At 67.0% G+C, this 12,064-nt stretch carries 9 protein-coding genes; 2 read left to right on the top strand and 7 right to left on the bottom strand.

What is annotated here, in order from left to right; all coding sequences use genetic code 11:
- The first annotated feature begins 15 nt into the window (after positions 1 to 15).
- Positions 16 to 783: a PP2C family protein-serine/threonine phosphatase gene (locus tag AC3A6J_RS04985; RefSeq protein WP_487858808.1), complete on the top strand. Its 768-nt coding sequence runs from the start codon at positions 16 to 18 to the stop codon at positions 781 to 783.
- Between the two features lie 28 nt (positions 784 to 811).
- On the opposite strand, the gene AC3A6J_RS04980 is transcribed toward AC3A6J_RS04985, so the two are convergent.
- The 7 genes from AC3A6J_RS04980 to AC3A6J_RS04950 form a co-directional block, all read right to left on the bottom strand.
- Positions 812 to 1,477, bottom strand: coding sequence for a hypothetical protein (locus AC3A6J_RS04980; RefSeq protein ID WP_487858807.1), 666 nt, complete (start codon positions 1,475 to 1,477; stop codon positions 812 to 814).
- Entirely contained in the window at positions 1,474 to 2,574 is a 1,101-nt protein-coding gene (gene zapE / locus AC3A6J_RS04975) for a cell division protein ZapE (protein ID WP_487858806.1), read from the bottom strand. Before zapE ends, AC3A6J_RS04980 begins: the two co-directional genes overlap by 4 nt.
- A 12-nt stretch (positions 2,575 to 2,586) precedes the next feature.
- Complete coding sequence (lpdA, locus tag AC3A6J_RS04970) at positions 2,587 to 4,014, bottom strand: dihydrolipoyl dehydrogenase (protein WP_487858805.1); 1,428 nt, start codon at positions 4,012 to 4,014, stop codon at positions 2,587 to 2,589.
- A 166-nt stretch (positions 4,015 to 4,180) separates the two neighbouring features.
- On the bottom strand, positions 4,181 to 5,452 hold the full coding sequence (gene odhB, locus AC3A6J_RS04965; RefSeq protein ID WP_487858804.1) for a 2-oxoglutarate dehydrogenase complex dihydrolipoyllysine-residue succinyltransferase: 1,272 nt from the start codon (positions 5,450 to 5,452) through the stop codon (positions 4,181 to 4,183).
- Positions 5,453 to 5,519: 67 nt separating this feature from the next.
- Positions 5,520 to 8,396: a 2-oxoglutarate dehydrogenase E1 component gene (locus AC3A6J_RS04960; RefSeq protein WP_487858803.1), complete on the bottom strand. Its 2,877-nt coding sequence runs from the start codon at positions 8,394 to 8,396 to the stop codon at positions 5,520 to 5,522.
- 179 nt (positions 8,397 to 8,575) lie between these two features.
- A complete protein-coding gene (locus AC3A6J_RS04955) occupies positions 8,576 to 10,489 on the bottom strand; it encodes a propionate--CoA ligase (protein WP_487858802.1) in 1,914 nt (637 codons plus the stop codon).
- Positions 10,490 to 10,559: 70 nt separating this feature from the next.
- Positions 10,560 to 11,162 (bottom strand): isochorismatase family protein, encoded by a 603-nt coding sequence (locus AC3A6J_RS04950; RefSeq protein WP_487858801.1) that lies wholly within the window; start codon positions 11,160 to 11,162, stop codon positions 10,560 to 10,562.
- Between the two features lie 95 nt (positions 11,163 to 11,257).
- Between AC3A6J_RS04950 and AC3A6J_RS04945 the strand changes: the two genes are divergently transcribed.
- Positions 11,258 to 12,052 carry an alpha/beta hydrolase family protein gene (locus tag AC3A6J_RS04945; RefSeq protein ID WP_487858800.1) on the top strand — a complete coding sequence of 265 codons (795 nt, stop codon included), beginning with the start codon at positions 11,258 to 11,260 and terminating at the stop codon, positions 12,050 to 12,052.
- Positions 12,053 to 12,064 lie beyond the last annotated feature (12 nt).

Genomic DNA, 12,064 nt, shown 5'->3' with positions numbered 1-12,064 from the left:
CCCGACGCCCCGCCCATGCCCCAAGGCTTTCGACTTGCCGCCGCCACCGGCCTCCACAAGGGAGACCGTCCCTATCAGCAGGACCAGGTCTTGATGATGAGCCATCCACGCGTGCCCGGCTGCATGCTGGGCGTGGTGGCCGACGGCATGGGCGGGCGCAGCGGCGGGCGCAAGGCCTCCGACCAGGTGCTGATGACCGCGCGCCAGCTGTTCACGCGCTACCAGCCCGGGCGCGACAGCGCGGCTTCTGTGCTGCGCCAGCTGCTCGACGATGCGCACACGGTCATCAAGCTCACCGCGCTGTCGAGCGAGCAGGAACCGCACAGCACGCTCGCGGCCTTCCTGATGAACCCGCGTGGCGACTGCGCCTGGATCCACGCGGGTGACTCGCGCATCTACCACTTCCGGGACGGCCGGCTCGTCACGCGCACGCGCGACCACTCGTACGTGCAGGTGCTGGTCGATCGCGGCGAGATCACCGAATCACAGGCCAACGTCCATCCCAAGGGCAACATCCTGCTCGGATGTCTCGGCATGACCACGACGCCCCCGCCCGTCGACCCGCACCAGATTCCGGCCATGGCACCCGGCGACCTGCTGATGGCGTGCAGCGACGGGCTCTGGCACTACTTCAGCCACGAAGAGCTGGCGAGCGTGCTGTACGCCGAGGCGCCCCGCGATGCGGTGGAAATCCTGGTCGGCGAGGCGCGACGCCGCGCGCGCGGCGCGGGCGACAACCTCTCGATCGCGGTGCTGAAACTCGAAGACTTGCCGGACGCCTGAGCGCCGGAGGCGCTCGGCGCAGTCGCACTCAGCGCGCGGGCGAAGACGCCGCAGGGGCCGGCGGCAACGGTGCGCCGCGCGGCTTGGTGCGCTCGGCGTTCTGCCGTTCGCGGTCGGCGCGGTGCTCGGCGGCGCGGCGCTGCTTGGCCTCGAAGCGTTCGACTGCGGCAGGCGCCGCGGCGCGTTCGCGTTCGGCCTTGGCCCGTTCTTCGGCCTGGGCCCGCTGCTTGGCTTCGAACTCGCGGCGCCGCTCGTCGGCTTCGGCCGCAGTGGCGGCGCGGCTCGCGGCATGGTCGGCGGCGCGCTGCTCGCGGTCTTGTTGGGACTGACGCGCTGCTTCCTGCTTTTCGGGCGCGTCCTCGGGTCGGCGCGTCGCCGCCTTCTCGTCGAGCTTCTGGAGTTCAGCGGCGCCCCGGCGCTGGCGCTCGATGTCGTTGATCGCGGATTCCTGGCGCTTGATGTGGTCCGTCTCGGTGCGGCGGCGCTGGCGACTGTCGCGCAAACAGTCTTCGACGGCGAACTTCTGGTAGCAGACGGCGCGCTCCCGCTCGAAGCGGACCTCGATGGCCGCGCGCTCGGCAGCCAGCCGGCTGCGCTCGGCCTCGAAGTCGGCGCTGCCCGCGGCCGCATTGGACTGCGCCCACAGCGGCAGACTGCCCAGCATCATCAGCACGGCTAAAACGGTATGTTTCATGTCAGTCGGGTGTCGACGATGCGGCGTTCCAGGGACAGGAACTCGCTCGATTGCATTTCGGTGAGCCTGGAAACCGTCCGCGGGAACTCATGCGCCAGCGGTCCCTCGGTGTACAACGCCTCCGGCGCCACCTCGGCCGACATGATGAGCTTGCAGCGCCGGTCGTACAAGACGTCGACCAGCCAGGTGAAGCGGCGCGCCTCGGAAGCCATGCGCACCGGCATGTGCGGCACGTCGGACAGCAGCACGGTGTGGAACTGGCTCGCGATCTCGAGATAGTCGTTCTGCGAGCGCGGGCCGCCGCACAGCGTCTTGAAGTCGAACCAGACCACGCCGCCGGCCTTGCGCCGCGCGCGGATCTCGCGCTGCTCGATGTGCAGGATCGGGTTTTCGTCGGCCGTCTCGGCCAGCTTCTCGAACGCCTTGCGCATCTCCTTCTCGGCCGCCGCATCGTTCGGCGTGAGGTACATGCGCAACTGCTCGAGCGTACGGCGCCGGTAGTCGGTGCCGTTGTCCACGCTGAGCACTTCGAGCTTCTCGTTCAGCAGCGCGATCGCGGGCAGGATGCGGTCGCGGTGCAGCCCGCCGGGATAGAGGTCGTCGGGCTTGAAGTTGGAGGTGGTGACAAAACCCACGCCGTTCTCGAACAGCGACACCAGGAGCCGATGAAGGATCATCGCGTCGGTGATGTCGGCGACGTGGAACTCGTCGAAGCAGATCAGCTTGTAGCGCTTGGAGATCCGCAGCCCCAGCTCGTCGAGCGGATTCACCGTGCCCTGCAGGTCGCGCAGTTCGCGGTGCACCTCGCGCATGAACTCGTGGAAATGCAGCCGCGTCTTGCGGCGCAGCGGCACGGCGTTGAAGAAGAGGTCCATGAGGAAACTCTTGCCGCGCCCCACGCCGCCGTACATGTACACGCCGCGCGGCAGCTCTGGCCGGTTGATCAACTTCTTCAACGCGTTGGAACGCTGGGCCTTGTAGCCAGCCCATTCGTTCGCGCAGCGGTCCAACGCCTCCACGGCGTGCAGCTGCGCGGGATCGCTTTGGAACCCGCGCGCGGCGAGTTCCTTCTCGTAGGCCTCTTTGACGCTGGTCAATGGATCAGCGCGTCAGAAGTTGAGCGTGCGCTTGTCCACCGCCAGTGCGGCTTCCTTGGTGGCTTCCGACAGCGACGGGTGCGCATGGCAGATGCGCGCGATGTCCTCGGCGCTGGCCTTGAATTCCATCGCCACCACCGCTTCGGAAATCAGCTCGCTCGCTTGCGGGCCGACGATGTGCACGCCGAGGATCTCGTCCGTGGCCGCGTCGGCCAGGAACTTGACCATGCCGGTCGTATCGCCGAGTGCGCGCGCGCGGCCGTTCGCGAGGAACGGGAAGGTGCCGGCCTTGTAGGCGCGCCCCGCGGCCTTGAGCTGCTGCTCGGTCTGGCCGACCCATGCGATCTCGGGGCTGGTGTAGATCACCCACGGGACCGTGTTGAAGTTGACGTGGCCGTGCTGCCCCGCGATGCGCTCCGCCACGGCAACGCCCTCTTCCTCGGCCTTGTGCGCGAGCATCGGGCCACGCACCACGTCGCCGATGGCCCAGACGTTGGGCAGGCTGGTCTTGCAGTCGTCGTCCACGGCGATGGCGCCGCGCTCGTCGAGCTTCAGGCCCACTGCTTCGGCGTTGAGGCCGATGGTGTTGGGCACGCGGCCGATCGAGACGATCAGCTTGTCGACTTCGAGCGTCTGGGCTTCGCCCTTGGCATTGGTCCAGGCCACGCTCACGCCCTTCTTGGACGTCTTGATCTCGCCGACCTTGACGCCGAGTTCGATCTTGAGCTTCTGCTTGTCGAAGGCCTTCTTGGCTTCCTTGGCGATCTGCTCGTCGACCGCGCCGAGGAAGGTCGGCAACGCTTCGAGCACCGTGACTTCGGCGCCCAGGCGGCGCCACACCGAGCCCATCTCGAGGCCAATGACGCCCGAGCCGATCAGGCCCAGCTTCTTGGGCACGGCGCCGATGCGCAGTGCGCCGTCGTTCGAGAGGATGTTCTCCTCGTCGAACGGCGCACCCGGCAGCGCGCGGGCGTTGGAGCCCGTGGCCAGGACGATGTGCTTGCCACTGATCGATTCCTCGGCGGTGCCCGCGACCTTGATCTCGTAGCCGGCGTCGTCCGCCTTCACGAACGAGCCGCGGCCGTGGAAGAACGTGATCTTGTTCTTCTTGAACAGGTACAGGATGCCGTCGTTGTTCTGCTTCACGACCTGGTCCTTGCGGGCCAGCATCTTGTCGATGTCCAGGCCCAGGCCCTCGACCTTGATGCCATGGTCGGCGAAGTGGTGGCCGGCCTGCTCGTAATGCTCCGACGATTGCAGCAGCGCCTTCGAGGGAATGCAGCCGACGTTGGTGCAGGTTCCGCCCGGTGCGGGGCCGCCCTTGCCGTTCTTCCACTCGTCGATGCAGGCCACGTTGAAGCCGAGCTGGGCCGCACGGATCGCGGCGATGTAGCCGCCGGGGCCACCGCCGATGACGATGACGTCAAATTGTTTGGACATGATTTCTTTCAGTGTTTCGCGTACCGTCTCCGCTCAAAGGCAAGCGAAGCGAAGCCCGTTCGGGAGCACCCGTGGAACCGGCTTTGCCGGGCCGCTGGGCGCGCCCCCTCGAGGGGGAAGGCGGCTACACGAAGTGAGCAAGCCACGGGGGTGGGACAGAATTCGATCAGATGTCGAACAGGAGGCGCGACGGATCTTCGAGCGCTTCCTTCATGGCGACCAGGCCCAGCACGGCTTCGCGGCCGTCGATGATGCGGTGGTCGTAGCTCATGGCGAGATAGTTCATCGGGCGGATGACGATCTGGCCGTTCTCCACCACCGCGCGGTCCTTGGTCGCGTGCACGCCGAGGATGGCCGACTGCGGCGGGTTGATGATCGGGGTCGACAGCATCGAGCCGAAGGTGCCGCCGTTCGAGATCGAGAACGTGCCGCCGGTCATCTCCTCGATGCCGAGCTTGCCCTCCTGGGCCTTCTTGCCGTACTCGGCGATCTTCTTCTCGATGTCGGCAAAGCTCATCTGGTCGGCGTTGCGCAGGATCGGCACCACCAGGCCGCGCGGCGAACCGACGGCAATGCCGATGTCGAAGTAGCCGTGGTACAGGATGTCGTTGCCGTCCACCGACGCATTGATCACCGGGTACTTCTTGAGCGCATGGACCGCGGCCTTCACGAAGAAGCTCATGAAGCCGAGCTTCACGCCGTGTTCCTTGGTGAAGCTGTCCTGGAAGCGCTTGCGCAGTTCCATGACAGGCGCCATGTTGACCTCGTTGAAGGTCGTGAGGATCGCGTTGGTCGACTGCGACTGCAGCAGGCGTTCGGCGATGCGCGCGCGCAGGCGGCTCATCGGCACGCGCTGCTCGGGGCGTTCGCCCAGGTCGGGCGCGCCGGCCGGTGGCGCGACCTGCGGCAGCGCTGGCTTGGCGGCCGGCGTGGGAATGGCGGCAGCGGCCGCGGGCTTGGCGCCCGAAGCCACGGCGCCGAGCACGTCGCCCTTGGTGACGCGGCCGTCCTTGCCGGTGCCGGCCACGTCGCTGGTCTTCAGGTTGTTGTCGGCCAGCAGCTTGGCTGCGGCCGGCATGGCGACGTCGGACTTGGCGCCACCGGTGGCGGCTGCGACCGCGGCGGGTGCCGGAGCGGCAGCCGCCGGTGCGGCCGCTGGAGCGGCTGCAGCGGCAGGTGCCGCAGCGCTGGCCTTGCCCTCGGTGTCGATCTTCGCGATCACCTGTTCGGCGACCACGGTGGCGCCGTCGGGCTGCACGATCTCGGCCAGCACGCCGGCGGAGGGTGCGGGCACTTCGAGCACGACCTTGTCGGTCTCGATCTCGATCAGGATTTCATCGACAGCGACGGCTTCGCCGGCCTTCTTCTTCCAGGTGAGCATGGTGGCTTCGGCCACGGATTCGGAAAGCTGGGGGACTTTGACTTCTACGATGGACATTTGGAGTGAGCTCCGTTTTGTTCTTCAGGGTGTTCGTTTGAAAGGAGGCTTGGCGTATTGGCGACTGCTACTTGGTCAGCACGAAGCCCTTGAGCTTGCCGAACGCGCCATCGACGAGCGCCTTCTGCTGTTCCTGGTGCAGGTGCGAGTAACCGACGGCGGGCGACGCCGAAGCGGCGCGGCCGGAGTAGCCGAGCTTCTGGCCTTCCTGCATGTTCTCGTGGATGTAGTGCTGCACGAAGAACCAGGCGCCCTGGTTCTGCGGCTCGTCCTGGCACCAGACCACGTCGACGAGGTTCGGGTACTTCTTGATTTCCGCGGCAAACACCTTGTGCGGGAACGGATAGAGCTGCTCGACGCGCACGATCGCCACGTCCTCGTCGCCGCGCTCTTCGCGCTTCTTGGCGAGGTCGTAGTAGACCTTGCCCGAGCAGGCGATCAGGCGCTTGACCTTCTCGGCCTTCAAGGCCTTGTTGTCCGGGATCACGGTCTGGAAGCTGCCCTTGGTGAACTCGGACAGCGGCGACGTCGCGTCCTTGTTCCGCAGCAGCGACTTCGGCGTCATGATGATCAGCGGCTTGCGCAGGCTGCGCACCATCTGGCGGCGCAGCACGTGGAAGATCTGGCTGGCCGTGGTCGGTTGCACCACCTGCATGTTGATGTCGGCCGACAGCTGCATGAAGCGCTCGAGGCGCGCCGAGCTGTGCTCGGGGCCCTGGCCCTCGTAGCCGTGCGGCAGCATCATCGTGAGGCCGTTGACACGGCCCCACTTCACTTCGCCCGAGGCGATGAACTGGTCGATCACCACCTGGGCGCCATTCACGAAGTCGCCGAACTGGGCTTCCCAGATGACGAGCGTGTTCGGGTCGTTCGAGGCATAGCCATACTCGAATGCGAGCACAGCCTCTTCCGAGAGGATGGAGTCGATGACGACGAACGGAGCCTGGTTTTCAGCCACGTTCTGCAGGGGCGTGTAGGTGCCTTCGTCGAACTTCTCGCGGTTCTGGTCGTGCAGCACGGCATGGCGGTGCGTGAACGTTCCGCGGCCCGAGTCTTCACCCGACAGTCGCACCGGATATCCGCTGGCCACCAGCGAGGCATAGGCCATGTGTTCGCCCATGCCCCAATCGACGTTCACCTCGCCGCGGCCCATCGCGGCGCGGTCGTCGAGCACCTTCTTCACGAGCGGATGCACCGTAAAGCCTTCGGGCACGGTCGTGATTTTTTCTGCCAGCCGCTTCCACTCGGTGGTCGGAATCGCGGTGTCGGAGGCGTCGGTCCACTTCTTGTTGAGGTACGGGCTCCAGTCGACGGCGTACTTGCTCTTGAAGTTCGTGAGCACCGGGTCGACCGTGTTGCGGCCTTCGTCGAAGGCGGCGCGCTGGGCCTTGACCATGTCGTCGCCGAGCGTGTCGCCGAGGCCCTGCGTGGCCAGCTTGTCGGCGTACAGCCTGCGCGTGCCGGGGTGCTGCGCGATCTTCTTGTACATGAGCGGCTGCGTGAGCGACGGCGTGTCCTGCTCGTTGTGGCCGAGCTTGCGGAAGCAGATGATGTCGACCACCACGTCCTTCTGGAACTCCATGCGGAATTCGAGGGCGAGCTGGGTCGCGAGCACCACGGCTTCGGGATCGTCGCCGTTCACGTGCAGCACCGGCGCCTCGATCATCTTGACGATGTCCGAGCAGTACAGCGTCGAGCGGCTGTCGCGCGGGTCGCTGGTGGTGAAGCCGATCTGGTTGTTGATGACGATGTGCACCGTGCCACCGGTGAAGTAGCCGCGCGTCTCGGCCAGCGCCAGCGTCTCCATCACGACGCCCTGGCCCGCGAAGGCTGCGTCACCGTGCACCAGCACGGGCAGCACCTGCTTGCCCTGCGGGTCGGCGCGGCGGTCCATGCGGGCGCGAACCGAACCCTCGACCACCGGGTTCACGATCTCGAGGTGCGAAGGGTTGAACGCGAGGCTCAGGTGGACCGGGCCGCCGGGGGTGGTCACGTCGGAGCTGAAGCCCTGGTGGTACTTCACGTCGCCGCTCGGCAGGTCTTCGGGCGCGGTGTGGTCGAACTCGGCGAACAGGTCGGCCGGCATCTTGCCGAGCGAGTTGACCAGCACGTTGAGGCGGCCGCGGTGGGCCATGCCGATGACGATTTCCTGCACGCCGCGGATACCGGCCTGGTTGATCAGCTCGTCCATCGAGACGATGAAGCTCTCGCCGCCTTCGAGCGAGAAGCGCTTCTGGCCGACGTACTTGGTGTGCAGGAAGCGCTCGAGGCCTTCGGCGGCCGTCAGGCGGTTGAGCACGTGCTTCTTCTGCTCGGTCGTGAGCTGCGGGTTGGTGCGCGCGCTCTCGAGCTTCTGCTGCCACCAACGCTTGTGGTTCTGGTCGGTGGTGTACATGTACTCGGCGCCCATCGTGCCGCAGTACGTTTCGCGCAAGGCATTTAGCAGGTCGCGCAGCGACATGGTCTCCTTGCCGAAGAAGGTATTGCTGGTGTTGAACACCGTCTCGAGGTCGGCATCGGTGAAGCCGTAGAACGAGGGCTCGAGCTCCGGAATCGCCGGGCGCTCGGCGCGCTTGAGCGGATCGAGGTCGGCCCAGCGGGCGCCGACGTTGCGGTAGGCGGCGATGAGCTGCTGGACGGCGGTGCGCTTGCGGCCGAGCTCGGAGTCGGCACCGCTCGCCTGCACGACCTTGGTCGTGCCCTGCTTGGCGCGTTCGGCAAAGGCGTTGACGACCGGCAGGTGCGGCACGTCGCGCGTGTTGGAGCCATCGACGGCGGGCACGTTCTGCAGCGCGTCGAAGTAGGTGCGCCAGTTGTCGGGAACGCTTCCGGGATTGGAAAGATAGTTCTCGTACATCTCTTCGACATACGGCGCGTTGCCGCCGAAGAGGTACGTGTTGCCCTGATACGCGGCGTACGCCGAGGGCTTGGAGGAATCGCTCATGATCCGCTGACCTTCGCTTCCCTGCAGGAAGCATTAGCTGGTTGAGAAACCTTCCGCGACACGGCTGAACCGGTTGGCGGATGCGACTGTGGCTGGGGAAGGGCCTGAGTACTTGGGCATTGTGCCACGTTCACCCTGTGACGGTGTGGCGCGGCGGCACAAGGGCCGGTGTTCGACGCTCAGGAAAGGGAAAGTGACTGCCGGATCTGCCGCAGCGTCGCGGGGTCGTCCATGGTGGTCAGGTCGCCGGGATCGCGCTGCTCGCAGACGGCCTGGATGGCGCGCCGCAGCAATTTGCCGCTGCGGGTCTTGGGCAGCCCGCCCACGAAGCGCACCCGGGCTGGTCGCGCCAGGGCGCCGAGCTGGTCGGCGACCCGCTTCATGATCTCGCCCTCGAGCTTCAGCGCCGCATCGGCATCGGCCAGCGCGGCGCCCTCCCGCGGCACGACAAAGGCCATCGCGACCTGGCCCTTGAGCGTGTCGGCCACGCCCACCACCGCCACCTCGGCCACGCCCGGGTGACCGGAAATGCTTTCCTCGATCTCGCGCGTGCCCAGGCGATGGCCCGCCACGTTGATCACGTCGTCGGTACGCCCGAGGATGTAGAAGTAGCCGTCCTCGTCGCGAATGCCCCAGTCGAAGGTCGAATAGACCATCCGGCCGGGCACGCTCTTCCAGTAGGTGTCGACAAAGCGCGCGTCGTCCCGCCACACCGTCTGCATGAAGCCAGGCGGCGTCGGGCCCTCGATGACCACCACGCCCTTCTGGTTGGCGCCGGTGAGTTCCTCGCCGGTCGCTTCGTGCAGGATCTTCACGTTGTAGCCGTACATCGGCACGCCGGGGCTGCCCAACTTGCTCGGCTTGCGCTCCACGCCGTTGGCGATCGTGATGATCGGCCAGCCCGATTCGGTCTGCCAGTAGTTGTCGATGATCGGCACGCCGAGGCCCTCGCCGATCCAGCGGCCCGTGGGCTCGTCGAGCGGTTCGCCCGCGAGGAACAACGCGCGCAGGCTCGACAGGTCATGGGCCTTCAGCAGCGCCGGGTCCTGCCTCTTCAGCACGCGCACCGCGGTGGGCGCGCTGAACATCACCGTCACGCGGTATTTTTCGACCAGTCGCCACCAGATGCCGCCGTCGGGCTGCCGGTCGATGCCCTGCGTCGGCAGGCCTTCGTACATGAGGGTCGCCATGCCGGCGATGAGCGGGCCGTAGACGATGTAGCTGTGGCCCACCACCCAGCCGATGTCGCTGGTGCAGAAGTAGGTTTCGCCGGCGCGGCCGTCGAAGATGTGCTTCATGCTCGCCGCGAGCGCCACGGCATAGCCGCCCACGTCGCGCTGCACGCCCTTGGGCCGGCCGGTCGTTCCGCTGGTGTAGATGGTGTAGCTGATGTCGGTGGCGGGGAGCCATGCGCAGGGCACCTCGGCGTCGAGGTGCTTCTGCCGCAGTTCGCTCGCGAGATGGTCGCGGCCGGCGGTCAGTGCCATGGGCGCCAGGCCGCGGTCGGTCAGCAGCACGGCGGCGGGCTTGTGCGTCGACAGGCGGATCGCCTCGTCGAGCAGCGGCTTGTACGCAATGACCTTGCCGCCGCGCGATCCCGCGTCGGCGCTGACGATCACCTTGGGTTCGGCATCCTCGATGCGCGAGGCCAGCGATCCGCTCGCGAAACCGCCGAACACCACGCAGTGGATGGCGCCGATGCGCGAGCAGGCCAGCATCGCGAATGCTGCCTCCGGGATCATCGGCATGTAGATCAGCACGCGGTCGCCCTTTTCGACCCCGAGCTCGACCAGGCTGGCGGCCGTGCGCTGCACCTCGGCGTGCAGTTCGCTGAAGCTGTAGCTTCTTTCGGTGCCGGTCTCGGTCGAGACGAAGATCAACGCGGGCTGGTCGCCGCGCGCGGCCAGGTGGCGGTCGACCGCGTTGTGGCAGAGGTTGGTGGTGCCGCCGACGAACCAGCGTGCGAACGGCGGCTCGCTCGCGTCGAGCACCTGCTCTGGGGGCGCGTGCCAGTCGATCAGCTTCGCCTGCTCGGCCCAGAACGCCTCGGGCGCCTCGATGGACTGGCGATGGAACTCTTCGTAGCGGCTCATCTGCATGTCTCCTGTGAATCTCGCGGCTTCGATTCTGGTTGCCAGCGCCTTTGCCGGCCCCGCGACCGGGTCAGCGGATCAGCGCAAGCAGTTCGGGAAAGGCCGGGTGTTCCGCGGTGCGCAGCCACTCGAACCCGACCATCTCGGTGGTCACGAGCTCGGCGCCCGCGCCTGCCAGCCGGTCGAATGCGGCATCGCGGTTGCGCTCGGTGCGCGAGCTGCAGGCATCGGTCACGACCCAGACCTCGAACTCATCCTCGAGCAGGTCGAGCGCGGTCTGCAGCAAGCAGACGTGCGCCTCACAGCCCGCAATCACGATGCTGTTGCGCTCTTCGGCGCCGGCGGCCGGTTTCTGCAGATGCTTGGGCAGGCTGCGGGCATTGCCCTGCGGCGCCTTGGCCGGCGCGCGCAGCCATTCGCCGAGCCCCTCTTCGACGCCGCTGAAGTGCATCTTCGACAGCGTGCGCTGGCACAGCGCGCGCAGCGCTGGCAGGTTTTCGCCCAGCTTCGAGGGATTGTGTTCGGTGCCCCATGCGGGCACGCCGAGCAGCCGTGCCATCTTGCCGAGGCGAACCGCGTTCTGCGCCACGGCATCGGCCTCGAAGATCGCCGGCATCAGCTGGGCCTGATAGTCGACCAGCACGAGTTGGGATTGCGAGGCGTCGAGCAGCATGGAACGGGAACTTTCAGAAAAAGAATGGCGTTGGATCGGCGTGACCGTACCACCGAAAACAGCGCGCCGGCGAGCGGCCCTCTAGACTCCGGCGGATGCAGATTCTCGCGCCCGGTCGCCTTGTTTCGATTTTGAGCCTTTGCGCGGCACTCGTGCTGGCCGGCTGCGGCGGCCTGCGCCCGTCCAGGGTGCCGCTAGCCGCCACACTCGAGAAGAGCCGTTGCACGGCCCGGGCCGATACGCTGATGGTGCTCCTGCCCGGCGCGTACTCGAGCCCCGACGAATTCGTGCGCGAGGGCTTCATCGAGGCATTGAACGACAACCGGCTGGCGGTCGATGCGATGCGGGTCGACGCGCACCTGGGCTACTACAACGATCGGAGCATTCTCGAGCGGCTCGAGAAAGACATCATGGCGCCGGCGCGCGCGGGCGGCTACAAGGCCATCTGGATCGTCGGCATCTCGGTCGGCGGCTTCGGCGGCCTGCTCTACGCGCAGACCCATCAAGGAGAACTCGCAGGCCTCGTGACGATCGCGCCCTACCTCGGCGAGCGCACGCTGGCCGCGGACATCGCCAATGCCGGCGGCCTGGTGCGATGGACCGGCCCCTTGGGCGCTGGGCCCGGCAGCGATCCGCGGCGGCCGAACGAAAGCCAGTTGTGGCAGTGGCTGCGCGGGTACGCGGGCCATACCGCCACCTTCGGCGCTCGTCCGCCGCTCTACCTGGGCTACGGTGCCGACGATCGCTTCGCCTTCAGCCACCGGCTGCTCGCCGCGGCGTTGCCGCAAGAGCGCGTGTTCACCACCGAGGGCGGCCACGACTGGCCCGAATGGATTCGGCTCTGGCGCCGGATGCTGCCGACCTTGCCGCTGCCGGGCTGCCCCGGCTGAAGGCCGCGCGAG

Source organism: Variovorax sp. Soil_C_39, from assembly GCF_057656815.1.
This window is presented reverse-complemented; position numbering and strand designations above follow the sequence as displayed.

Coding starts and splice junctions, on each gene's coding strand:
- AC3A6J_RS04955 (WP_487858802.1), bottom strand. CDS start 10,489: ATGAGCCGCTACGAAGAGTTCCATCGCCAGTCCATCGAGGCGCCCGAG.
- AC3A6J_RS04945 (WP_487858800.1), top strand. CDS start 11,258: ATGCAGATTCTCGCGCCCGGTCGCCTTGTTTCGATTTTGAGCCTTTGC.
- odhB (WP_487858804.1), bottom strand. CDS start 5,452: ATGTCCATCGTAGAAGTCAAAGTCCCCCAGCTTTCCGAATCCGTGGCC.
- lpdA (WP_487858805.1), bottom strand. CDS start 4,014: ATGTCCAAACAATTTGACGTCATCGTCATCGGCGGTGGCCCCGGCGGC.
- AC3A6J_RS04950 (WP_487858801.1), bottom strand. CDS start 11,162: ATGCTGCTCGACGCCTCGCAATCCCAACTCGTGCTGGTCGACTATCAG.
- AC3A6J_RS04980 (WP_487858807.1), bottom strand. CDS start 1,477: ATGAAACATACCGTTTTAGCCGTGCTGATGATGCTGGGCAGTCTGCCG.
- AC3A6J_RS04960 (WP_487858803.1), bottom strand. CDS start 8,396: ATGAGCGATTCCTCCAAGCCCTCGGCGTACGCCGCGTATCAGGGCAAC.
- AC3A6J_RS04985 (WP_487858808.1), top strand. CDS start 16: ATGCCCCAAGGCTTTCGACTTGCCGCCGCCACCGGCCTCCACAAGGGA.